Origin of the sequence: Streptomyces mashuensis (assembly GCF_014654785.1) — a bacterium.
In the GTDB taxonomy this organism is placed as follows: Bacteria; Actinomycetota; Actinomycetes; order Streptomycetales; family Streptomycetaceae; genus Streptomyces; species Streptomyces mashuensis.
Genome location: NZ_BNBD01000004.1, coordinates 70,147 through 93,337, shown reverse-complemented (window position 1 = coordinate 93,337; position 23,191 = coordinate 70,147). Strand labels below are relative to the sequence as shown.

The following is a 23,191-nucleotide window of genomic DNA, read 5'->3' as shown; positions in this document are numbered from 1 at the left end:
TACATGTATCTCACTGTGGGTGCGTGCGGACGCGGGCGTCAAGCCCTGTGCCGGTGCTGGTTTCGAAGAGGTTGCCGTCTTGCTCGATGACGAGCATCCCGCGGTCGAACGCGACAAGTTACCGATGCTATGGACGAGTTGGGGGACGTCTCAGTACCGTTCAAGTCGTCCCAGGACGTCCCGCGCCGAGGGAGTGCGGCATGGCGAACGAGCGTCTCCGCAGCGCGATCGTCGCGCGCGGCCTGACCGTCGACCAGGTGGCTGCCGAGATCGGGGTCGACCCGAAGACGGTCGACCGATGGATCGGCAACGAGAACAGGAAGCCCTACCGGCGTTCGCAGTACGCCCTGGCGAACCTGCTGAAGCGAGACGTGTCGTACCTGTGGCCGGAAGAACGGACCGCCGGCGAGGTGCGTGAGGCCGGGCAGGCGGAGCTGGTCCGGCTGTACCCCCACCGGGCCGTCGTCCCACGGGAGTTCTGGCCGGAGCTGTACGCCAAGGCCACGCGCTCGTTCGACGTCCTCGCCTACTCCGGCTTCTGGCTGAGCGAGGACCCGGCGTTCTTCAAGGTCGTCCGCGAGAAGTCGGCCGACGGCGTGCCCATTCGCTTCATGCTGGGCGACCCGGAATGCGCGGCCGTCGCTCAGCGCGGCGAGGACGAGGGCATCGGCGTCGGCATGGCGAGCAAGGTCCGGAACGCGCTGATCAACTACGCCCCGCTGTTCGGCTTACCCGGCGTCGAGTTCCGGCTGCACTGCACCACCCTGTACAACTCGCTCTACCGAGCCGACGACGAACTGCTGGCCAACGGGCACATCTACGGCGTCGGCGCCTACCTCGCGCCCGTGTTGCACCTGGTCCGAGTGCCGGGCGGCGAGCTGTTCGACTCGTACGCTGAGAGCATCGAACGCGTTTGGCAGGGGGCGCGCACCATTCGCAGCCCCCACGAGCTAGGAGCGGCGGCATGAGTCGGACCGACTACTTCAACGACCCCAAAGCACCGGCGGCCAACTCCGTTGTCCCGTCGGTCACCGCGGTGGTGCGCAACGAGGCCGGCGAACTGCTGCTGATCCACAAGACGGACAACGACCTGTGGGCCCTGCCGGGCGGCGGCCACGAGATCGGCGAGTCCATCGCGGACACCGTGGTGCGCGAGGTCGAGGAGGAGACCGGCATTCGCGTCGAGGTCCTGGAGGTGAGCGGCCTCTACACGGACCCGGGGCACGTCATGGCGTACGACGACGGCGAAGTCCGTCAGCAGTTCTCGATCTGCTTCCGCGCCCGGCCGGTGGGCGGTGAGCTGCGGACCAGCAGCGAGTCGAAGGAGGTCCGGTGGGTCCCGCCGGCGGACCTCGATGAGCTGGACATCCACCCTTCCATGCGGCTCCGCATCGACCACGGCCTCGACGGCCGGCGCGAACGGCCCTACATCGGCTGAGGGACGCCGGCGGCGGCCAGCCTGCCGTTGACGCGCGCGCTGGCCGCTTGGATCTCGGGCTCCGCTCGCCGGATGAAGCGGCCGACGACACTGTCCGGACCGTACCGGCCGACGATCTCGGCGACGCGGTCGGTCGGGTTCGTCGGCCGGCCGTCGGGTGTGGTGTTCATGTCGCAGAACAGCAGCGCGTCGACGAGGTCCGGCCGCTCCAGCTCGAACTCGTCCTCCAGCTCCCGCCGGAGCCCGCGCTCCTCGGCCTCCAGGAGCGCGCACGAGTGATGGGCGACGAGCCGGACGACACGCTCGTCGGCGTGCTCGACGTTGCGGAGGAACCGGGCGCCGTCGAGGGGGTGGAAGCCGGTGTCGACGAGCCGCGGCGAGTAGCCGACGTCGTGGAGCACGGCGGCCGCTTCCAGCAGCTCGGCGTCGTCACCCAGCACGGGAGCCAGGCCCCGGGCCCGCTCCTGCACACCACAGGAGTGCGCCCACCGCCGCGGCAGCGGCTCGGCCAACAGGGACTCGGCAAGCTCGTGGGCCCAGGTGATAAGTTCCATGAACCTCGACCCTACGGGTTGCCGGCCCCGGGCGGGAGAGCCTTCACGATCCGCCCCTTGCCGTGCACGGGTTCGAGCAGACCCTCACCTTCGAGCTGGCCCAGGGCCTTGCGGACGGCGGTACGGGAGACGCCGAAACGCTCGCAGAGGGCAGCTTCTGAGTGAAACGTCCCGCCAATTTGGAACCCCCCGACGGCCAGCTCTGTGCGGACCTGGGCGACGAGTGACGGGGTAGCCACGCCGCCCTGGACCTGCCAGCCGACCCCCGGCAGGGCCTCGATCAGCCCCTCCGCGGCGAGCGTCTGGAGAGCTCGACGAACAGTCGTTCGCGAGACGGCGTGTGCGCGCATCAACGCTGCTTCGGACGGCAGGGCTTCCTCTATCTCGCCGGCATTGAGCTGCTGGCGCAGCGTCTCAGCGATCCGCAGGTAAGTCCCGCGAGGGCTCGAGCCAGACACCCGACTCCTTTCCTAGACCGTCGAATAAGCATAGACGCGCGCCTTCATGGTGGACGGAATGCGCGAATCGTCAGTGTTCGATTACTCGAATGTCATTCGAATGCTTCGCAGTCTATTAATTTCCTGTGAGGTCGCTCACGCCGCTTTTCGGGATAATTGGTACCTAAGTGAGGCAAAGGGCCTACCTCTGGAATGGTGAGTAAGGTCACATTGTCGTGCCCGTGTGTTATGGGCTCTCGAAAACCCAGCTCAGGACCCGTTTGAGCCTCTGGTTTTTACCGCCGATGGCATGGCGAGCGGCCCCCCGTGTCAAGGATGTCTACGTAAGAAGTGCAACTTGGTGCCCGTGTCAGCCATTCAGCAATATGGGGCACAGGAAAGCCCGCCCACATCGCACAGGCTTGGGGCAAGAGCGATTTGAGCGGGCCTGGAACCTCTAGGAGGCTCATGATGAGTTTCGCCTGCACCCCAGGGGAGCTGTCAAACCCCGTTGCCCGTCCGTGGGTGGTCACCGTGATCGTTATCGTGCTACTCGGGTGGCCAAGGGCCGCGGATGTAGCAGGCGCCTACGCTGATGCGGTGGCCCTAACGACGTTCGTGGCAGCTGGTGGCGCAGCAGCGCGCTGGCGGCCCAAGGCTCGGCGTAACTGATCAGATTGCGAGGGCTGTGGGCTGTGGGCGGGCCAAGAGACGGCACAGCCGAGCTGTTGCTTGAGTCTCTGCAGGCCATCGCCGGGTTCCTCGCGAAGCCAGAACGGTCTTGAAAACCGTCGTGGCAGCGATGTCACCGAGGGTTCAAATCCCTCAGCCTCCGCCGGCCCTGCGCGTCATCCGCAGGTGAGAAGGGGTGCCCCCGGGGTGGGGCGCCCCTTTTGCGTGGGAGGGGTGGCGGGCTCTGGTCCGGTCGGTGGGAGTGGGCCTACGCTTCCGGGCGGGTTTCGGCTGTCCGGTGAGCTGGAGGAGCCATGGGCGCGGAGCGTGGAGCCGGGGGGTGGGGGCCCTTGGTGGTCGGGGTGGTGGCGTTGGTGGTGCTGTATTTCCTGCTCACGCACTGGTGAGCCCGGTCCGGGCCCTACGCCGCGCGGGCCAGGTCCGGGTCCTCGCGGAGTTTGCCGAGGGCTCGGGAGACCGCGCTCTTGACCGTGCCGACCGAGACGCCGAGGAGTTCGGCGGTCTGCGACTCGGAGAGGTCCTCGTAATACCTGAGGACGACCATGGCGCGCTGGCGGTCGGGGAGGCGGTGGACCGCGCGCCACATCGCGTCGCGCAGTGCCTGCTGCTCGGCCGGGTCGGCGACCGGGCGCGTCTCGCGCTCGGGGAGCTCGTCGCAGGGGAACTCGTCGACCCGGCGCTTGCGCCACTGCGAGGTGCGCGTGTTCACCAGGGCGCGGCGCACGTAGCCGTCCAGGGCGCGGTGGTCCTCGATGCGGTCCCACGCCAGGTACGTCTTCGTCAGTGCCGTCTGCAGCAGGTCCTCGGCGTCGCACGGGTTCGAGGTCAGGGAGCGGGCGGTGCGCTGGAGCACCGGGCCGCGGGCCCGTACGTACGAGGAGAACGACGGGTACACGGCGGCCGTGGAGGCGCCGGTGCACACAGACGTCGAGGTCACTGTCATGCCCTCAACGCTAGGAGCGCACCCACCGCCCGCGGATCGGCCGGAGGTGCCGAAGCGCGGTCCGCCTCAGGTCGTATGAGTCGGGTTGTCCCCACCTCCTGGAGGGGGAGGGTGGACGGACACGCAGCGTGACCAGCCGGGATTCAGCGGATCACCGCTACCGGGGCGTCGATCAGGTTGCGGTCGATGGTGAGTTTCCGGCCACCGTACGACTCCGTGACGTTACCCGCGTACTGGTGGATGCGCCGGTGCGGGCGCCACGCGGAGGCCGACAGCATCGGCTCGTGGTCGGTCGACGCGCTCACGCGCCAGCGCGCGAACCAGAGGATCTCCGGCAGGTCGTCGTAGCCGGCCCGCCGTGACAGCTCCATGTGCCGCACCCCCGACTCCGCACTGCTGTACAGGCCGGGCAGATAACCGTACCGGTCCACCGTCGAGCTCCACGAGCGGATGAACGACAAGGTCAGCGGCCCGCACTCCTCGTCCTTGTAGTCGTACGCCTCCATGTCGAGGTACAGCGGGCTGCCCTCGGCGATCCCCAGCGACGACGCGCGCCGCGCCGCTTCCCGTCCCTCGTCCGCGCCCTGCCCCCACGGGTCGTCGCCGATCGCGAAGCCGCGCTTGTTGTCGGCCCGGACGCACGGCGACTGCGAGCCGACGAACACCGGAAGCACCCGCCAGCCCAGGTCACGCGCGCCGGTCAGCCAGCGCCTGCTGAGGTAGCGCTGGTGCGGGCAGGCGCGGGCCCGCCCCGCGTAGTACACGCCGACGGCCCCGTAGCCGGAGGTGCCCCAGGCGCTGAGCGTCGTCAGCGGCGGCGCCTGGCAGGTGTCGAACCCCCGCCCCCGGTACACGCTCGCCCCGCCGTACGTGCCGCCGGGCCCCGGGTTCGGGACGGCGGCCGCCGGCGCGGCGGCGGCCTGGCCGATCACCTGGGCCAGGGCCGCCGAAAGGGCGACGAGATATCCGATGATCTTTCTCCGTCGGGTCATAGGCGTGAGTCAAGGGGCCCGGCGCCGGAAGGCCCGCGCTGACACGCCCTCCGTTCATCCGTCTGCCCCGAGAATGAGCCCCGACGTGGGAACCCCCGCTCCGGCGGTGACGAGTGCGTGCGCGGCGCCCGGCACCTGGTTCGGGGACGTGCCGCGCAGCTGCCGCACCGCCTCCGCGATGCCGTTCATGCCGTGCAGGTACGCCTCCCCGAGCTGCCCGCCGTGCGTGTTCAGCGGAAGCGCGCCCGCGGCCACGAACTCCCCGCCCTCGCCCGGCCCGCAGAAGCCGAACTCCTCCAGCTGCATGAGCACATACGGCGTGAAGTGGTCGTAGAGCACGGCCACGTCGACGTCCGCCGGGCGCAGCCCCGACCGCTGCCACAGCTGCCGCGCCACCACCGCCGTCTCCGGCGGCCGGGCCGCCTCCCCCCGGTGGAAACCCGTCATCTGCTCCTGCCCGCGCCCCGCGCCCTGCGCCGCCGCCCGTACCAGCGCGGGCGGATGTCGCAGGTCACGGGCGCGCTCGGGGGTCGTGACGACGAGCGCCTGGCCGCCGTCGGTCTCCTGGCAGCAGTCCAGCAGCCGCAGCGGCTCGGCGATCCAGCGGGACGCGGCGTGGTCGGCGAGCGTGATCGGCCTGCCGTGGAAGTACGCGGCGGGGTTCGTCGCCGCGTACCGCCGCGCGGTGACGGCGACATGGCCGAAAACGTCCGCCTCCAGGCCATGCACGTGCAGGTAACGGCGCGCCGCCAGCGCCGCCCACGAGGCGGGCGTGAGCAGCCCCGCCGGCAGCATCCACCCCAGCGCGACGCCCTCGGCGGACGGTTCGCGCTGCCGTACGCCCGCGCCGAAGCGGCGCCCGGAACGTTCGTTGAACGCGCGGTAGCAGACGACGACCTCCGCCGTGCCCGACGCCACGGCGAGCGCGGCCTGCAGGACGGTGGCGCACGCGGCGCCACCGCCGTAGTGCACACGGGAGAAGAACGTGAGCTCGCCCAGCCCGGCCGCCTGCGCCACGGCGATCTCCGGGCTGGTGTCCATGGTGAACGTCACCAGGCCGTCGACGTCGCCGGGTACGAGCCCGGCGTCGGCGACGGCGGCCCGCACGGCCTCGGCGGCGAGGGCGAGTTCGCTGCGGCCGGAGTCCTTGGTGAAGGGGGTGGCACCTATGCCCACGAGGGCGGCGGAGGCGGCGCGGGGGCGGATCATCAGGGTTCGCCTCCGGGACCGGGGTGGTCCGCCGGGGCCGGCCGGACCACGGCCGTCACCGTTGCCGTCACCGTTGCCGTCACGTGGCGGCCTCGTTCGTTCGTGCCCGTGACCTCGACGGTCAGGACCTCGCCGCTCTCCTCGCTGACGGACGTGACGGTTCCGGTCAACGTCAGCGTGTCGCCCGGGTAGTTGGGCACCCCCAGCCGGACCGCGAGGCGGCGCAGGGTGGCGCCGGGGCCGAGGTGGCTGGTCACGTAGCGGGCGACCAGGCCGTTGGTGGTGAGGATGTTCATGAAGACGTCCGGCGCGCCCTTGGCGCGCGCGGCCTCCGGGTCGTGGTGGACGTCCTGGAAGTCCCGCGTGACGAGGGCCCCGGTGACGATCAGCGTACGGGTCACGGGGATCACCAGCGGGGGGAGTGGGGTCCCGCCGGTCATGGCCCCTCGTCCCGGGTTGCGGCTGGCCGGAAGACGGGGATCAGCTGCCCGCCGCCGGTGCCGCCCGCGTCGCCTCCGCCGCCCGCGTCGGCGTACTCCACGGTCACGGGCAGGCCGACGCGCAACCCCTCCGGTGCCACGCCCCTGATCTCCGTGGCCATCCTGACCCCCTCGGCGAGCTCGATCACGCCGGCGCAGTGCGGCATCGTGGCGCCGGGCACGGGCGGGTGGTGGACGACGGTGTACGTGTACACGGTCCCGGCCCCGGACGCCCGGACCGCCGTCCAGCGCTCCGACCCGCAGTCCGCGCACCCCGGCACCCACGGGAACCGCGGCGTGCCGCAGTCCGTGCAGCGCTGGAACAGCAGCCGGCGGGCGGCGACGCCCTCCCAGAAGCCGGCGGTGTCGCGGTTGATCACGGGGCGGGGGCGGGGTCCCTGTGTGCCGGTCCGGGCCGGGGCGTACTTCAGGATCCGGAAGCGGTGCACCCCCGCGAGCTCGCCGCCCGCCCGGATCTCGGTGCGCGTCGTGACGAAGTGGCCCGTGCCGAGCCTGGTGGTCTTCCGGGGCGACACCGATTCGATCACCGCGTCGTACGTGATCACGTCGCCGGGCCACAGCGGCCGCAGGTACTCCTGCTCGCAGTCGGTGGCGACGACCGCCGTGCACCCGGCGTCGTCGAGCAGCGCGAGCAACTCCTCGTAGGCGGCGGATCGTTCGGGCGTGCCGCCGGACCGCCGCGGGGCGCCGCCCCGCATGATCCAGACCTGGAGCATCGCGGCGGGGGCCACGGCCCCGGGCCCCTGGTGGACGGGGTCGGTGTCGCCCATGACCTCGCACCAGTGCCTGATCATCGCGGGGTTGACGACGTCCGGGCCCCGGGCGGCAACGGCCGCGGGACGGCCCTCGTACGCCGCGAGGCGCAGAGCGAGACTGTCGTCGTCGTCCGGACCGGCCAGCGGAGACATGCAACTGACTGTCCGTCAGATAAATCGACCCCGTCAAGGGGGCGTCCTCGGGCTCGCCGTCGGGCCCGCCGCCCACAACGACGCGCGGCGGCACCGGAGTGCCGCCGCGCGCTTCGTACCGACCCTGTCCACTCTCACCACATCACACCCGGTGCCGCCCCTGTGGGGGGCGGGGGCGGCACCCGGGACCGGGGGAACCCCGCGTGTCAGAACATCCGCGTGAAGGTGATCCTCACATTCTCCTGATAGATCGCCGTATGGCCGCTGTGGCCCGGTCCGTTGACGCTGGCGGTGTTGGCCTGGTTCGCGGCTCCCTCGCCCGTGGCCTGCTGCTGGGTGGTCGTCGCGTTGCCGTTGTTGGTCCCGCCGACGCCGCTGCCGACGAGGCCGGCGGTGGCGGCCGTGCTGCCGCGGTTCGCCAGCTGGCCGTAGCCGTCGTCGGCCGCCTGGGCGGACCCGGCGAAGAGCAGCGCGACCATCGGGAGGGCCGCGAGGGCGGCGAAGACGCGGGCGGCAGTGCGGGTGCTTGCCATTGTCAACTCCTTGCAGAAGGAACTACTGGACCGAGCCAGGGGGTTGGCCGACCGTCCCGGCGCTGTGTCGACGTCGTGCCTCCAGAATTGCCCACCGAATCTCCACCGAACCCCCCGTCTGTCCCCATTCCCTCGCAAGCATGATGTATCACCCCTAAACACCCATCACTCCACAAGCGCAGGCAACGGCCCCCACTTCGCGCGCTCCGGCCCCTTGCCCCCCAGGCGATGAACCGTTTCGGCAGGGCGGCGTGGCAGCCCGCGCCCCGGCGTCAAGCGCCGGCCCGAAACGGGGACGTCCTGCATGACGGCCCGGCCGTCGTCACAACAGCAACAACAGCAACAACAGCAGCACCGACAACACCGGGCCCGACAGCTCCAACCACCCCACCCACCAAGGGAATTCGCCTCAGCAGCAGGAAGGTGCCCGATGAACCTCATACTCCAGGCCCTGCCCGTCGCCGCTCCCACGCTCGGCTGGGCCGCGCACGCCCTCTACCTCGTCCGTCGCCTCCGCACCGCCCGTACCGACCGTCTCACCGGCCTCATGCGTCGCGAGGAGTTCTCCGCCCGCGCCGTGCGGGCCGTCCGCCATCCGCACGCCGCCGTGCTCCTCCTCGACCTCAACGGTTTCAAGCAGATCAACGACACGCACGGGCACGAGGCGGGCGACCGCGTGATCGCGGCCGTCGGGCGCCGGCTGGCCGCCTGGGCCCGGGAGCGCGGCGGGTTCGCCGCCCGCCTGGGCGGGGACGAGTTCACCGCGCTCGTCCGGCTCGCCCCCGACGCCGACCCGGACGCCGAGATGACGTACCTCTCCGCCCGGCTGTCCGTGCCCCTCGACGCCGGTGGCGTCACGCTCCGCCCCCGCGCCTCGATCGGCCTCTGCCGCACGTCGTCCATGCCGGGCGCGGGCCTCTCCGACTTGCTGCGGGCCGCCGACGAGGCGATGTACGCGGCCAAGCGCTCCGGTGACGCCTGGCGCCCGGCCGGCCGTACGACCACCGAGGCGGAGGTGCGTGCCGGGGTGCGCGCCGACGTACGTGGAGACGTCCGCGCCGAGGTCCGCACCGACGTACGTAGCGACGTACCTGCCGGCGTACGCCGTGACGCAGCCGTCCGGCGCGCAGGCCGGCCCACGCGCCGCCCCACGCGCCGCGCCGGCCTCGCCGCCCAGTCCGCCGCGCACCTGACCCTGCTGCAACCGGCACGCCGCCGCGCCTCGTAACGCCCCGCTCCTCCCGCACCACCACCGGCGGCGCTCCGTACGCCCGCGCGCCGGGCGCGTACGGTCTCCGCCCCGCCGCCGTCAAGCCCCCCGCTCCGGACGACCTCCGTCCGTTATCCGGTCAGACGTCCCCGCCATCCGGGACGTGCGATTGACGCGCCCCCGTCCCCTCGCCAGGCTGCCTCGCGGAGTGAGCCGCCCCCACCGGCAGGACCAGGCAGCACCAGCCCGCCCAGAGGAGGACTCATGCCCCGTACTCGTCACACCGGTACTCGTCACACCCGTACGCGTCACACCCGGCTCCTGACGTCCGTGGCCGTCGCCACCGCCGTCGCCGCGACCGTCGTCGCGCCCGCGTCCGCCGCCGCGGACAGCGCGGCCGCCCCCCTGCCGCCCACCGCCCGCTACGTGGCGCTCGGCGACTCGTACACCTCCGGCCCCGGCATCCCCCGCCAGGCCGACGCGCGCTGCGACCGGTCCGACGCCGACTACCCCGCCCTCGTCCGCCGCACGCTCGGCTTCGCGCGCTTCACCGACGTCAGCTGCGCCGGCGCGACCACCGACCACCTGTGGCAGGCCCAGCGCGGCACCGGCAACCCGGCCCAGCTGGACGCCGTGACCCCCGACACCGCGCTCGTCACGCTCGGCATCGGCGCCGCCGACGCCGGCCTCGCCGACGTCGTCGCCCGCTGCGCCCACCCCCGCGGCCCCGTACCGCGCGACAACCCCTGCCAGCGGGAGTTCAACCGCGGCGGCACCGACGAGCTCGACCGGCGCATCGAGGCCGCCGCGCCGCGGATCACCGCCGCGCTCACCGCCGTGCACCGCCGGGCCCCGCACGCACGCGTGGCCGTCGTCGGCTACCCGGCGATCATCGGGGACGACACCGAGGGCTGCCGCACGTCCCTGCGCCTCGCCGACGGCGACCAGCCGTACCTGCGCGGCGCCCTGCGCCGGCTCAACGCGATGCTGCGCCGCCAGGCCACGGCGCTCGGCGACGTGTACGTCAACACGCACGCCACCACGACCGGGCACGACGCCTGCCGCCCGTTCGCCGACCGGTACGTCGAGGGCCTGACCACGCGCCCCGACGTGCGCCCGGCCGCCCCGCTCCACCCCAACGCGCGGGGGGAACGCGCCATGGCCGAGGCCGTCGTCAACACGCTGATCCTGGGCCCCTCCTGGCCGGGAACGCCCCGCTGGTAGGTCACCCCGGCCGGTGACCGTCACCGGTGACCGTCAAGGGTTCCGGCGGGCGTTGCGGCGGGTCTTGAGCCGGCCGTTGAGCCGGGCGGCCTGGCGCGTCAGGTGATCGCGTTCGGCGAGGTTGGGTGCCTTGTGGGCCGCCTCGGCGTACAGCCGGGCCGCCGTCGCCAGGTCGCCGTCGCGCTCGTGGAGGTACGCCGCCACGGCGGCGTGGCGCGGCAGGGAGCCGTCGAGCGCCGCGAGCGCCGCCAGGCCGGCGCGCGGCCCGTCGGCCTCGCCGACGGCGACCGCGCGGTTGAGGCGGACGACGGGGCTGTCGGTCAGGCGCGCGAGTTCGTCGTACCACTCGACGATCTGCACCCAGTCGGTCTCCTCGGCGGTGGGCGCGTCGGCGTGCAGCGCCGCGATGGCGGCCTGGGCCTGGAACTCGCCCAGCCGGTCGCGGGCGAGGGCCGCCTGCAGGACGCCGACGCCCTCGGCGATCAACGCCGTGTCCCACCGGCCGCGGTCCTGCTCGGCGAGCGGCACCAGGCTGCCGTCGGGCGCGGTCCGGGCGGCCCGGCGGGCGTGGTGCAGCAGCATGAGGGCGAGCAGCCCGGCCACCTCGGGGTGGTCGACGGCGGCCGCGAGCTGCCGGGTGAGCCGGATGGCCTCGGCGGCGAGGTCGACGTCGCCGGAGTAGCCCTCGTTGAAGACGAGGTAGAGGACGCGCAGCACGGTGGCGACGTCACCGGGCCGGTCGAACCGCACGTCGGACACGGTGCGCTTGGCCCGGCTGATGCGCTGTGCCATCGTCGCCTCGGGTACGAGACAGGCGGCGGCGATCTGGCGTGTGGTGAGCCCGCCGACGGCGCGCAGCGTGAGCGCGACCGCGGACGCCGGGGACAGCGACGGGTGGGCGCACAGGAAGTACAGCTGGAGCGTGTCGTCGACGGCGGGCGCCGGGCCGGGCGCCGGTTCCTCCTCGACGCGGTCCTCGCGCCGGCGGCGGGCGGCGTCGGCACGAGTCGCGTCGAGGAACTTGCGCCAGGCCACGGTGATCAGCCAGCCCTTGGGGTCCCGTGGCGGGTCGGCCGGCCAGACCCGGAGCGCCTCGACGAGGGCGTCCTGCACGGCGTCCTCGGCCGCCGCGAAGTCGGCTCCGCGGCGGACGAGGACGGTGAGGACGACCGGCGTGAGGCTCCGGAGCAGGACCTCGTCCATCTCCTCGCCCCTCAGTGAGCCATCAATGGGGGCACTCGGTGGTGCTGGGCGTCTCGGCCAGGAACGGGCGCACCTCCAGCCACTCGTGGATCGGCTTGCCGCCGGCCCCCGGCGCGGCCGACAGCTCGCCGGCCAGCTCGACGGCCCGCTCCTGGCTGTCCACGTCGATGATCATCCAGCCGGCGATGAGGTCCTTCGTCTCCGCGAACGGCCCGTCGGTGACCGGCGGGCGCCCCTCGCCGTCGTAGCGGACCCACATCCCGTCGGGGGCGAGCGCGTTCCCGTCGACGAACTCGCCGGTCTTCTCCAGCCGGGCCGCGAAGTCGTGCATGAACTGCACGTGCGCGGAGATCTCCTCCGGCGTCCACTGGTCCATCGGCACGTCGTTCACCGGAGCCGGGGCGCCACGGTAGTGCTTCAGCAGCAGGTACTTGGCCATCGTGCTTCTCCTCGGTGCTCGTACGACCCATTGTGGTCGTGTGGTGGTCGCGCGGGGTCGCTTTCACCTCGGGGACGGAGCCGGACGTGGGTTCTCGACATGGCAGGCCGAAATCGCCGGCCATTTTTTTCCTGCTTGTCTTCCTGCTCGTCTTCCCGCTCGTCCGGGGGACCGGCCGATCAAGATCAATCTCACCGGTGCGGGTCGCTCCGGGGTAGTGACTTACCGGGGGATACGCCCCCACAATCACCGGGAACGACTCTCGCGTCACGCAACGGCGCGCGAAATGGGAGGCCCCCAGGTGCAGAGCACGATGCAGGACGTACCCCTGACCGTCACCCGGATCCTGGCGTACGGCGCCCGGGTGCACAGCAGCTCCCGGGTCACGACCTGGACGGGGGAGGCGGAGCCCCAGCGGCGCACCTTCGCCGAGACCGGCGAGCGGTCCCACCGGCTCGCGCACGCCCTGCGCGCCCTGGGCGTGCGCGAGGGCGACCCCGTCGGCACGCTCATGTGGAACACCGGCGACCACATGGAGGCGTACCTCGGCATTCCCGCCATGGGCGCCGTGCTGCACACGCTCAACCTGCGCCTGCCCGCCGAGCAGCTCGCGTGGATCGTGCGGCACGCCGCCGACCGTGTCGTCCTCGTCAACGGCTCCCTGCTGCCGCTGCTCGCCCCGCTGCTGCCGCACCTCGACTGCGTCGAGCACGTCGTCGTCGCGGGCCCCGGCGACACCTCCCTGCTGGCGGGCCGCCGGCCGGAGGTGCAGGTGCACGCGTACGAGGAGCTGCTCGCCGCGCAGCCCGGCGACCCGTACCCGTGGCCCGAGCTCGACGAGCGGGCCGCCGCCGCGCTCTGCTACACCTCCGGCACCACCGGCGAGCCCAAGGGCGTGGTGTACAGCCACCGTTCGGTGTACCTGCACGCGATGGACGTGTGCAACCCGGACGCGTTCGGGCTGACGGCGGCGGAGACGTGTCTGCCGGTCGTGCCCATGTTCCACGTGAACGCGTGGGGGCTGCCCTACGCGGCGTTCATGGCGGGCACCTCGCTGCTGATGCCGGACCGCTTCCTCCAGCCCGCGCCGCTCGCCGACATGATCGCGGCGGAGCGCCCGACCGTCACCGCCGGCGTGCCCACCATCTGGCAGGGCCTGCTGGCCGAGCTCGACGCGCGGCCGCGCGACGTCTCGTCGCTGCGGACCGTGGTCAGCGGCGGTTCGGCGTGCCCGCCGGCGCTGATGAAGGCGTTCGAGGAGCGGCACGGCCTCACGGTCGTCCAGGCGTGGGGCATGACGGAGACGTCGCCGCTGGGCTCGGTCGCGTACCCGCCGCACGGCCTGGAGGCCGACGAGGCGTGGCCGTACCGGATCACGCAGGGCCGGCTGCGGCCGGCCGTCGACGCCCGGCTGGTCGGCCCGGACGGGCGCGTCCTGCCGTGGGACGGGAAGTCGGCGGGCGAGCTGGAGGTGCGCGGGCCGTGGATCGCCGGCGCCTACCACGGCGGAGCGGACGGCGAGCCGCAGCGCCCCGCGGACAAGTTCAGCGAGGACGGCTGGCTGCGCACGGGTGACGTCGGCACGATCACGCCGGACGGCTACCTGACGCTGACGGACCGTGCGAAGGACGTCATCAAGTCGGGTGGTGAGTGGATCTCCTCGGTGGAGCTGGAGAACCACCTGATGGCGCACCCGGAGGTGGCGGAGGCCGCGGTGGTGGGCGTGCCCGACGAGAAGTGGGGCGAGCGGCCGCTGGCGGCGGTGGTGCTGCGGGACGGCGCGGTCGTCGACTACGCGGGCCTGCGGGCGTTCCTCAGCGAGCGGATCGCGCGCTGGCAGCTGCCGGAGCGCTGGACGGCGGTCGAGGCGGTGCCGAAGACGTCGGTGGGGAAGTTCGACAAGAAGGTGCTGCGCCGGCAGTACGCGGACGGCGAGCTGGTGGTGACGACGCTGGCCTGACGGCAGCCGGTCCGAGGGCAGGTGTGCGCGTGGGGTGGGACGCCGATGCGGTCCCACCCCACGGGTTCTTGTGCCTTACGCGGTGGCGGGCCGGTCGGCGAGCCGGCCGCCGAGCCAGCCCACCAGGACCCAGACGACGGCGATGCCGCAGACGCCGTTCCAGCCCCAGTGGTCGAACGCGGGGCCGGCGAGGGCGGAGGCCGCGGCTCCGCCGATGAACGCGGCCACGACGTACGCGGTGTTGGCGACGGCCGGCCGGTCGGTCGCGGAGAGGGCGCGGGTCTGGTTGGCGACCTGCCCGGACATGAGGCCGGCGTGGATGAGCACGGCCGCCGTGCACAGCGCCCACAGCGCGTGCCCGCCCAGCCAGAAGAGCGGTACGGAGACGGCCGTCAGGCCGTACGCGACGGTGACGACGCGCAGCGTGCCGAAGCGGTCGATGAGGCCGCCGGATATGGGCCCGGCGACGGTGGAGACCAGGCCGAAGAGGCCGAACAGGCCGGCGGTGCCGAGGGACAGGTGGTACGGGCCGTCGGTGGTGAGCAGCAGGGTCAGCGTCGTCCACAGCGCGCTCCAGGCGCCGAACAGCCCGCCCTGGCGCAGGCAGGCGGCCCGCAGCCCGGGGGAGGAGGCCAGCAGCTTCGGCAGGCCGGCGATGGCGCGCAGCGGGTTGGCACTGCCGTTGGCGCGGGGGCGGGTCTCGGCGGGGAGCATCAGCGCGGTGAGGGCGCCGACGGCGACGGTGAGCGCGGCCGCGCCCAGGAAGACGGCGCGCCAGCCGAACGCCTGCCCGGCGAGGCCGCCGATGACGCGGGCGGCGACGATGCCGGTGAACAGCCCGGCGACGACGGCGGAGACGTGCCGGCCGCGCCGGTCGGCGGGGGCGCGCTCGGCGACGAGCGGTACGAGCAGCTGGGGTACGACGGTGGCGGCGCAGGCCACGAGCACGGCGCCGGCCAGGGCGGGCAGCCCGGGCGCGAACCCGGCGGCCACGAGGGCCACGGCGGCGACCAGCGAGAGGCCGCCGACGAGGCGGCGCCGGTCGGCGGTGTCGCCGAGCGGGGCGAAGGCGAGGAGCCCGAGGGCGTAGCCGAGCTGGGAGACGGAGGCGATCCAGCCGGCGGCGGAGGCGGGGACGCCGAGGTCGCGGGCGATCAGGCCGAGGAGGGGCGCGGCGAGGTAGATGTTGGCCGCGGTGACCGCCGTGCAGAGGGCGATGACGCCGAGGAGGAGGGGCGGGAGGCCGCGACCGCCGCCGCCGGTGGTGGGCTGGGGGGCGGCCGGTCCGGTGGCCTGGGCGGTGGCCTGGGCCGGTGCGGTGGACGGTTGGGCGGTGGCGTTCATGCGGTCGGTCTCTCCCCCTGAGCGGTGACTGCGCGGGACGGGATGGGCGGTTCTGCGAGTGGGTAACCAACTGGTTGGTTGATAGATTCCCGCTGCACCCGAACTCTGTCAACCGAATAGTTGGTTAGCCTGTTCCGCATGGCTGGAGTCAGGGACCCCGAGGCGACCAAGGCCCGCATCTTCGAAGCGGCCACCGCCGAGTTCGCCGCGCACGGCATCGCCGGCGCGCGCATCGACCGCATCGCGCAGGCCGCACGGGCGAACAAACAGCTGATCTACGCCTACTTCGGCAACAAGGCCGAGCTCTTCTCCCAGGTCATGGAGGCCCGGCTGATGGAGCTGGCCGCCGCCAACCCCGTCGACGCGGACGACCCCGTCGGCTGGATCGACCGCCTCATGGACTACCACCGCACCCACCCCGAGGTGATCCGGCTCGTCTACTGGGAGGGCCTGGAGTACGGCTCCGGCGGCATCCCGCACGAGGACGAGCGTCAGCAGCACTACGACCGCAAGATCGCCGCCTTTGCGAAGGCCCAGGAAGAGGGCACCCTCGACTCCGCCATCCCCGCGCCCGACCTGCTCTTCCTGATGATCGCGATGGCGTCGTGGCCGATCGTGCAGCCGCACATGATGCGCATCATCGTCGGCACGGAGGAGAAGGACCGCGAACGCCTGCACGCCTCGGTGCGCACGGCGGCCCGCCGGCTGACGGGCTGGACGGAAGGCAAGGACCGTACCGAAGGCGACGCGGCCCCCACGGCCTGATCGTTCCGCCTAATTCGTGCCGATCTTCGCCAGCAGGTCCACGATCCGGCTCTGCACCTCCGCGCTCGTCGACCGCTCGGCGAGGAACAGCACCGTCTCGCCCGACGCGAGCCGCGGCAGCTGCGACGGGTCGATGTCGGCGGACGTGTAGACGACGAGCGGCGTGCGCTTCAGCGAGCCGTTGCCGCGCAGCCAGTCCACGATGCCGGCGCGTCGGCGGCGCACCTGCATCAGGTCCATGACGACGAGGTTGGGCCGCGTCTGCGCCGCGAGCGTCACGGCCTCGGAGTCCGTCGCCCCGCACACCACGTGCATGCCGCGCCGCTCCAGCGTGGCGGTCAGCGCGTTGGCGATCGGCTCGTGCTCCTCGACGAGCAGCACCCGCGGCGGGTGCATCTCGCTGTCGCGCGGCGCGAGCGCCTTGAGCAGTACGGCAGGGTCGGCGCCGTACGCGGCCTCACGCGTCGCGTGCCCCAGGCCCGCCGTCACCAGCACGGGCACCTCGGCCGCGACGGCCGCCTCGCGCAGCGACTGGAGCGCGGTACGGGTGATGGGGCCGGTCAGCGGGTCCACGAACAGCGCCGCCGGGTACGCGGCGACCTGCGCATCGACCTCCTCGCGCGAGTGCACGAGCACGGGCCGGTAGCCGCGTTCGGTGAGCGCCTGCTCGGTCGACTCGTCCGGCGCCGGCCACACGAGCAGCCGCCGCGGGTTGTCGAGCGGCTCCGGCGGCAACTCGTCGTCCATCGGCGGCCGCACGGTCTCGACGACCTCGACCGCGCCGTTGGGCCCGTCGAGCGGCTCGGGCCCCTCCGCGCCCTCGTCGGGCGCACCGACGGTGAACGCCCGCCCCTCGGTGGCCGGCCCGCCGAGCGGGTGCGGGCGGGGGGCGGAGCTGTGCGGCTGCGGCTGCGGCTGCGGCTGCCGGTCGCCCTCGGCGGGGTTGGCGAGCTTGCGCCGCCGCCCCGACCCGGCCGCGGGCGCCTCCCCGGCGCCGGGCCCCTGCCCGAGCGTACGCACGCTGATGGGACGCGGCGCACTCGCCGCCCCCGCCCGCGAGGCGGCCCCGGGCTCCTCGGCCAACGCCCGCCGGGCCCGCCGCCGCCCGGTGCCGGTGCCGGCGGAGCCGGCGTCGTCCGGGGCGCCGGCGAAGGGAGGCTGGGGGCCGCCGTTGGGGACGCCCGCGTCGTGCGGGGCGGCGCCGTCCGCCGGGGCCCCGCCCATGGCGAACGGGCCCCGCGACCCGGCCGCACCGTCGGCGCCGACTGCTTGCTGCACGCCCGCGGGGCTGTTGCCCGCCTCCGGGTGCACGGGATCCATGACGAACGGCCCGTGGGGCCCATCCGCACGGTACAGGCCCTGGGGGGTGCCGTCGGCGGGTGCGCCGGCCGGGTGGTTGGTGCTGACGGGGGCGCCGGGAGCGTTGCCGGCTGCACCGGCGTGCGGTGCTCCGTCCGGTCCCACGGCGAACGGGCCTTGGGGGCCACCCGTGCCAGGCGTACGGGTCTGGTTGGCGTTCGCCCCGCCGGGGCCGATCGCGAACGGTCCCTGGGGGTCGCCGTCGGCGGGTGCGCCGGCCGGGGTGCTGGTGCTCGGTCCGCCGTGCGGTGTGCCGTTGGTGCCGTCGGCGAACGGGCCCTGGGGCGCGCCTGTGCCCGGCGTACGGATCTGGTTGGCGTTCGCCCCGCCGGGGCCGATCGCGAACGGGCCGTGGGGGTCGCTGTCGGCGGGTGCGCCGGCCGGGGTGCTGGTGCTCGGTCCGCCGTGCGGTGTGCCGTTGGTGCCGCCGGCGAACTGGCCCTGGGCCGCGCCCGTGCCGGGTGTACGAGTCTGGTTGGCGTTCGCCCCGCCGGGGCCGATCGCGAACGGGCCGTGGGGGCCGGCGTCGGCGGGCGCGCCCGCCGGGGTGTTGGTGGCGCCGGGAGCGTTGCCGGCTGCACCGGCATGCGGGGCTCCGTCCGGTCCCACCGCGAACGGGCCCTGCGGGCCACCCGTGCCGGGCGTACCCGCGGGGTTCGCCCCGCCGGGGCCTACGGCGAACGGACCGCGCGGCTCATCCGCACCGTTGCCCGCCCCGCCGCGGGGGCCGGCCGTGCCCGGCGTACCCGTGGGGTCGTTGCCCCCACCGGGGCCGACCGCGAAGGGACCCTGCGGGCTCGCGCCGCCAGTGGGTGCGCCGTGGGGGCCGCCCGTGCCGGCCGTAGCCGTGGGGTTGTTGCCCCCGCCAGGGCCGACCGCGAACGGGCCCTGCGGGCCCGCGCCCCCAGCGGGCGCGCCGTTCAGGGCGCTGTGCGGTACGGGGCCGCTCGTGCCGGCCGTAGCCGCCGGGTTGTTGCCCGGGGTGCCGTGCGGGACCCCGCCAGGGCCGACCGCGAAGGGGCCCTGCGGGCTCTCCGTGCCGTTGTCCGTTCCGTCGTTCGGGCCGACCGCGAACGGGCCCTGCGGGCGCGCGCCGCCCGTGGGTGAGCCGTTCGGTACGCCGTGGGGGCCGGCCGTGCCGGCCGTAGCCGTGGGGTTGTTGCCTCCACCGGGGCCGATCGCGAAGGGGCCCTGCGGGCTCGCCCCGCCAGCGGGTGCGCCGTTCGTCCCGCCGTGCGGTACGCCCTGGGGGCCGCCGGTGCCGGCCGAAGCCGTCGGGTTGTTGCCCGCGGTGCCGTGCGGGGCCCCGCCGGTGCCCATCGCGAACGGGCCCTGCGGGCTCTCCGTGCCGTTGTCCGTTCCGCCGTTGGGGCCGACCACGAACGGGCCCTGCGGGCTCGCCCCGCCAGTCGGCGTGCCGGTCGGGGCGCTGTGCGGTACGCCCGAGCCGGCCGCAGCCGTCGGGTTGTTGCCCGCCGTGCCGTGCGGGACCCCGCCCGGGCCCAGCGCGAACGGGCCCTGCGGGCCACCCTCGCCCTTGGCCTCGTCCCGTTCCGGGCGCGTGGGCGCACCCGCGAACGAGCCCTGCGGCCCGCCCGCACTCGGCGTGCCGTTCACCGTCCGGCCGGCCTCGGGGCCCCGCGGTGCGTCCGCCAGGAACGCCGACGTGCCGCCCTGCGGGCTGTTGCCGTGCCCGTTGTCGAGGAACGCCGAAGTGCCGCCGTCAGGCGTCGCACCCGTCGGGCCGCCGTGGCGGCCGTTACCGGGGAACGCCGCCGGGCCACCGCCGGAGGTAGCGTCCGTCGGGCGCTCCCCCCGACCGTTGTCGAGGAACGACGCCATGCCGCCGTACGCCGCCCGGTCCGGAGCGCCCGCAGACGCACCGGCCCCCGCGTCCTGCTGCGGCCCGTCGCCCAGGAACGCCGCCGTACCGCCCGCGCCCGCCGGTGCACCCGCACCCGCAGGCGCACCCGCACCCGCGCCCGCAGACGCACCGGCACCCGCGCCCGCATCCCCCCGCGGCCCATCGGCCAAGAACGCCGCCGTACCACCCGCACCCGCCGCAGCCTCCGGCCTGCGGTCCGCCTCCGCCGGTGGCAGTGCGAACGCCGTACGCGCCACCGCCGCCACCGCCGCGTCCGCCTCCGGCGTCGGCTGGCCCGTCGGCTGGCCCGGGATCTGCCCCGCGCCCTCCGGCATCGCCTCCGTCATCGCTTCCGCCACCGCCGCCGCGCGGCGTGCACGTCGGCCCGTCGGGGCGCGGTCCGCGCCTTCTGCGCCGGCTGCGCCGTCCGCGCGGTCCGCCTCCGCCGGCGGCAGCGCGAAAGCCGCACGCTCCCCTTCCGCGGCGCCGCGGCGCGCGCGCCGCCCCGTGGGCGTGCCCGTGCCCGCGCCCGTACCCGTGGACTGCTGCGGGACCCGCACCGCGTCGGCCGAAGCCGAAGCCGGCGGTTCCTCCTCGCGGGCCGGGCCGCGGCGGCGGCCGGTCGCGGTGCCCTCCGGGTGCGTGCCGCGGCCGCGCTGCGCCGGCATCGGCATGACCGTCGTCAGGTTCTCCGTGTCGGGGCCACTGCGTTCCGACGGCGGCGGCACCGGGCCCGCCTCCGCGGACACCGGCACCTCCAGCACGTACGCCTTGCCGCCCGACGCGCCCGGCACGTCGTGCGTCTGCACCACGCCGCCGTGTCGCCGCACCACGCCGCGCACGAGCGGGCCGTGCACCGGGTCGCCGCCCGGGTGCGGGCCCCGCACCTCGATGCGCACGACCTCGCCGCGCTGTGCCGCCGCCACCACGATCGTCGAGTCGCCCGAGGCGGGGACCTGCCGCGCGTTGCCCGTCGCGTCGACCCCGGCCACGTCCGCGATCAGGTGCGCCAGCGCCTGCGCCAGCCGCTTGCCGTCGACCTCGGCCTCGATGGCGGGCGCGTGCACCGCGAACTGCGCCCGGCCCGGACCGATCAGGTCCACCGCGGCTTCGACGCCTGCCGCCACCACGTCGTCCAGCGAGACCTTCTCGCGCTCCAGCCGGTCCGCGCCCGCGTCCAGCCGCTGGTACGCCAGCACGTTGTCGATCAAGGTGGTCATCCGGCCGTAGCCCGCGGCCAGGTGGTGCAGGATCTGGTTCGCCTCCGGCCACAGCTGGCCCGCCGGGTCGTCGGCCAGGGTGCCGAGCTCCGCACGGAGTTCGTCCAGCGGCCCGCGCAGCGCCGTGTCGAGCACCGCCCGCAGCTGCGCGTGGCGCGCGGCCAGCGCGTCGTACGCGCGCCGGTCGGTGAACGTCATCACCGCGCCGACCAGCTGTTCCCCGTCCCGCACCGGCGCCGTCGTCAGGTCGACCGGCACCGCGCGCCCGTCCTTCGCCCACAGCACCTGCCCGCGCACCCGGTGCTTGCGGCCGGAGCGCAGCGTGTCCGCGATGGGCGACTCGTCGTACGGGAACGGCGTGCCGTCCGGCCGCGAGTGGTGGATGAGGGGGTGCAGCTCGCGCCCGCCCAGGTCACTGGCGCGGTAGCCGAGGATCTGGGCCGCCGAGGGGTTGACCAGGACCACCTTGCCGGCGGTGTCCACGCCCACGACGCCTTCCGCCGCCGCGCGCAGGATCATCTCGGTCTGGCGCTGCTGCCGGGCGAGTTCGGCCTCGGTGTCGAGCGTGCCGGTCAGGTCGCGGACGACGAGCATCAGCAGCTCGTCACCCGTGTAGGAGGCGTGCGGCTCCGCGTACGGCGTGCGGCCGTCCTCCAGGTTGGCGCTGGTCACCTCGACGGGGAAGCGGGTGCCGTCCGTCCGCCGGGCGATCATGCGGGTCGGCTTCGTGCGCCCGCCGTCGGGGTCCTCGCGCGGCGGCCGCATGCCGCCGGGGATGCGCCGCGAGTCGAACTCCGGCAGCAGGTCCAGCAGGCCGCGCCCGACCAGCCCGGTGCCGGGCACCTCGAACGTCTCCAGCGCGATGGTGTTGGCGTTGACGACCGTGCCGTTGCAATTCACCAGCAACAGGGCGTCGGGCAGTGCGTCGAGTATGGCTGCGAGGCGAGCAGCGCCTCGGGATGGCCTGCTGCTCACGACGACGCTTCCTCCCTGCTCACCGCACCTTGCCAACCCGCTCCGGGCGGTTTCCTGCCGCCCCGGGGCGTGTCATCGAGGGCAGTCTACGGGCTGCGGTGGCGGGCGGTACGGCGGTCGACGCGTGTGGCGGGACGGTCCGGAGCGGCCCTTCAGGGCGCTCCGGGCAGGCCCGACATGCCCCTCGTGTCCCCCTTCATGGGGACGCTTTCACCACCCGTGACGCGTATGCGCCTGCGGCTTCTTCGGCGAGCCCTTCGACTGCCCGAACGGCTCCCCGAAAAGCTTGGACACCTTGTTCCAGCGGGCCGTCTCGCAGCCGTCCGTCCGCTTGAAGTCGGTGTTCACCGGCCGGCCGGCCCACGTGCCGGAGACGTGGGCGCGCTCCGGGCCGCCGTAGAGCATCGTGCACATCTGGTTCTTCGGTACGGGCGCGAACAGGTCCTTGCCCCACCGGGTCTGCTGGTCGAGCTGGTCGCATGCTTCCTGCGCGTGCGGGTGGGTGCCGCCGGCGGGGTGGCAGTGCAGCTCGTACGTACGGGTGCCGGGGCCCGCGCCCGTCACCGTGATCCGCAGGTGGTCGCCGCCGGCGTCCGGGCCGCCGCCCAGCGGGATGGGGGCGACGGGCGCGGCGGGCACGGCGCCGGCGGTGGAGCCGGCGAGCAGCGCCAGGAGCGGCGCTGCGGCCGCGACTGCGGCGGCGAGGGCGGGACGATGGAGCGGCATGCGGTACTCCCGGGGTGCGTGGGGCGGGTGGGCCGGGGGTCGGCCGGACCTTCACCGGGAGTAACGCGCCGGAGCGCCCTGCGTTGCGCGCCGGAACGCCTTTGCCCAGGGAGGCCGCGGCCCGGTACCGTAGGGGTGCGATTGGTGACGAGCCGCAAGGCTGTGTCATCATCTGCACGCGGCATTCGCGTACGCGCGGATGCGGCTGGAGGCGTCGCCTAGTCCGGTCTATGGCGCCGCACTGCTAATGCGGTTTGGGCCTTAAAGCCCATCGAGGGTTCAAATCCCTCCGCCTCCGCCGTCGCGTGAGCCCCGGTCGTCCTTGTGGCGGCCGGGGCTTCGTCGTTTCCTCCCCACACCCCCACTGACCTGTGTTTCCGCAGGTCAGTGGGGGTGTGGGGAACGGATTTCGTCTCGCGGCGAGGTTCATGTAATGTTGTTCCCGCAACGCCGACCGGCCGGGAAACCAGCCGGGAAGCCGAGCGCTCGTAGCTTAACGGATAGAGCACTTGACTACGGATCAAGAGGTTGCAGGTTCGAATCCTGCCGAGCGCACAGCCGGAAGGCCGGGACTTTTGGACCCGGCTTTTCGACCGTCGCGGGGTGGAGCAGCTCGGTAGCTCGCTGGGCTCATAACCCAGAGGTCGCAGGTTCAAATCCTGTCCCCGCTACTCAAGACCGAGGGCCCGGTACGT

19 protein-coding genes and 3 tRNA genes are annotated in these 23,191 nt (G+C 73.8%); 9 read left to right on the top strand and 13 right to left on the bottom strand.

From position 1 onward, the window contains the following. The first annotated feature begins 200 nt into the window (after positions 1-200). Positions 201-968, top strand: coding sequence for a helix-turn-helix domain-containing protein (locus IE305_RS12140; RefSeq protein WP_190129558.1), 768 nt, complete (start codon positions 201-203; stop codon positions 966-968). Then, positions 965-1,438 (top strand): NUDIX domain-containing protein, encoded by a 474-nt coding sequence (locus tag IE305_RS12135; RefSeq protein WP_190129557.1) that lies wholly within the window; start codon positions 965-967, stop codon positions 1,436-1,438. Before IE305_RS12140 ends, IE305_RS12135 begins: the two co-directional genes overlap by 4 nt. Here IE305_RS12135 and IE305_RS12130 read toward each other — a convergent pair. The 8 genes from IE305_RS12130 to IE305_RS12095 all read right to left on the bottom strand — a co-directional run bounded on the left by IE305_RS12130 (position 1,426) and on the right by IE305_RS12095 (position 8,207). Then, on the bottom strand, positions 1,426-1,992 hold the full coding sequence (locus IE305_RS12130; protein ID WP_190129556.1) for an HD domain-containing protein: 567 nt from the start codon (positions 1,990-1,992) through the stop codon (positions 1,426-1,428). The two genes, IE305_RS12135 and IE305_RS12130, sit on opposite strands and share 13 nt — an antisense overlap. 11 nt (positions 1,993-2,003) lie before the next feature. Next, positions 2,004-2,450 (bottom strand): GntR family transcriptional regulator, encoded by a 447-nt coding sequence (locus tag IE305_RS12125; RefSeq protein ID WP_190129555.1) that lies wholly within the window; start codon positions 2,448-2,450, stop codon positions 2,004-2,006. A gap of 1,072 nt (positions 2,451-3,522) precedes the next feature. After that, complete coding sequence (locus IE305_RS12120) at positions 3,523-4,065, bottom strand: SigE family RNA polymerase sigma factor (protein WP_190129554.1); 543 nt, start codon at positions 4,063-4,065, stop codon at positions 3,523-3,525. A gap of 143 nt (positions 4,066-4,208) precedes the next feature. Beyond that, positions 4,209-5,057 carry a DUF1906 domain-containing protein gene (locus IE305_RS12115; RefSeq protein WP_190129553.1) on the bottom strand — a complete coding sequence of 283 codons (849 nt, stop codon included), beginning with the start codon at positions 5,055-5,057 and terminating at the stop codon, positions 4,209-4,211. A 54-nt stretch (positions 5,058-5,111) separates the two neighbouring features. Further along, positions 5,112-6,266, bottom strand: a complete 1,155-nt coding sequence (locus IE305_RS12110; protein ID WP_190129552.1) for a lipid-transfer protein — start codon at positions 6,264-6,266, stop codon at positions 5,112-5,114. Continuing rightward, on the bottom strand, positions 6,266-6,706 hold the full coding sequence (locus tag IE305_RS12105; RefSeq protein WP_190129551.1) for a MaoC family dehydratase: 441 nt from the start codon (positions 6,704-6,706) through the stop codon (positions 6,266-6,268). Before IE305_RS12105 ends, IE305_RS12110 begins: the two co-directional genes overlap by 1 nt. Beyond that, on the bottom strand, positions 6,703-7,674 hold the full coding sequence (locus IE305_RS12100; protein WP_190129550.1) for a bifunctional MaoC family dehydratase N-terminal/OB-fold nucleic acid binding domain-containing protein: 972 nt from the start codon (positions 7,672-7,674) through the stop codon (positions 6,703-6,705). The genes IE305_RS12105 and IE305_RS12100 overlap by 4 nt, the downstream gene beginning before the upstream one ends. A gap of 206 nt (positions 7,675-7,880) precedes the next feature. Further along, positions 7,881-8,207: a hypothetical protein gene (locus IE305_RS12095; protein WP_190129549.1), complete on the bottom strand. Its 327-nt coding sequence runs from the start codon at positions 8,205-8,207 to the stop codon at positions 7,881-7,883. Positions 8,208-8,637: 430 nt separating this feature from the next. On the opposite strand from IE305_RS12095, the gene IE305_RS12090 reads away from it, so the two are divergent. Beyond that, positions 8,638-9,435, top strand: a complete 798-nt coding sequence (locus IE305_RS12090; protein ID WP_190129548.1) for a GGDEF domain-containing protein — start codon at positions 8,638-8,640, stop codon at positions 9,433-9,435. Positions 9,436-9,681: 246 nt separating this feature from the next. Then, positions 9,682-10,641 (top strand): SGNH/GDSL hydrolase family protein, encoded by a 960-nt coding sequence (locus tag IE305_RS12085; RefSeq protein ID WP_190129547.1) that lies wholly within the window; start codon positions 9,682-9,684, stop codon positions 10,639-10,641. Positions 10,642-10,674: 33 nt separating this feature from the next. Here IE305_RS12085 and IE305_RS12080 read toward each other — a convergent pair whose 3' ends face one another. Next, complete coding sequence (locus IE305_RS12080) at positions 10,675-11,844, bottom strand: RNA polymerase sigma factor (protein WP_190129546.1); 1,170 nt, start codon at positions 11,842-11,844, stop codon at positions 10,675-10,677. Between the two features lie 22 nt (positions 11,845-11,866). Next, the gene (locus IE305_RS12075) at positions 11,867-12,283 is read right to left on the bottom strand and encodes a YciI family protein (RefSeq protein ID WP_190129545.1); all 417 of its coding nucleotides are present in this window, start codon (positions 12,281-12,283) and stop codon (positions 11,867-11,869) included. Between the two features lie 301 nt (positions 12,284-12,584). On the opposite strand from IE305_RS12075, the gene IE305_RS12070 reads away from it, so the two are divergent. Then, positions 12,585-14,243, top strand: coding sequence for a long-chain fatty acid--CoA ligase (locus IE305_RS12070; protein WP_190129544.1), 1,659 nt, complete (start codon positions 12,585-12,587; stop codon positions 14,241-14,243). Between the two features lie 75 nt (positions 14,244-14,318). On the opposite strand, the gene IE305_RS12065 is transcribed toward IE305_RS12070, so the two are convergent. After that, positions 14,319-15,587: an MFS transporter gene (locus IE305_RS12065; RefSeq protein ID WP_190129543.1), complete on the bottom strand. Its 1,269-nt coding sequence runs from the start codon at positions 15,585-15,587 to the stop codon at positions 14,319-14,321. 138 nt (positions 15,588-15,725) lie between these two features. On the opposite strand from IE305_RS12065, the gene IE305_RS12060 reads away from it, so the two are divergent. Further along, on the top strand, positions 15,726-16,352 hold the full coding sequence (locus IE305_RS12060) for a TetR/AcrR family transcriptional regulator (RefSeq protein ID WP_190129542.1): 627 nt from the start codon (positions 15,726-15,728) through the stop codon (positions 16,350-16,352). 9 nt (positions 16,353-16,361) lie between these two features. Here the strand turns inward: IE305_RS12060 and IE305_RS12055 are convergent, their stop codons facing one another. Together IE305_RS12055 and IE305_RS12050 are read right to left on the bottom strand one after the other, a co-directional pair. Beyond that, positions 16,362-21,770: a PAS domain-containing protein gene (locus IE305_RS12055; RefSeq protein WP_190129541.1), complete on the bottom strand. Its 5,409-nt coding sequence runs from the start codon at positions 21,768-21,770 to the stop codon at positions 16,362-16,364. 210 nt (positions 21,771-21,980) lie between these two features. Then, positions 21,981-22,496, bottom strand: a complete 516-nt coding sequence (locus IE305_RS12050) for an SSI family serine proteinase inhibitor (protein WP_190129540.1) — start codon at positions 22,494-22,496, stop codon at positions 21,981-21,983. Between the two features lie 207 nt (positions 22,497-22,703). On the opposite strand from IE305_RS12050, the gene IE305_RS12045 reads away from it, so the two are divergent. From IE305_RS12045 to IE305_RS12035, 3 genes are all read left to right on the top strand, one after another. After that, positions 22,704-22,794 (top strand) — tRNA-Ser (locus IE305_RS12045). Between the two features lie 184 nt (positions 22,795-22,978). Beyond that, positions 22,979-23,051: transfer RNA gene (locus IE305_RS12040), tRNA-Arg, on the top strand. 42 nt (positions 23,052-23,093) lie between these two features. Then, positions 23,094-23,167 (top strand) — tRNA-Met (locus IE305_RS12035). Positions 23,168-23,191 lie beyond the last annotated feature (24 nt).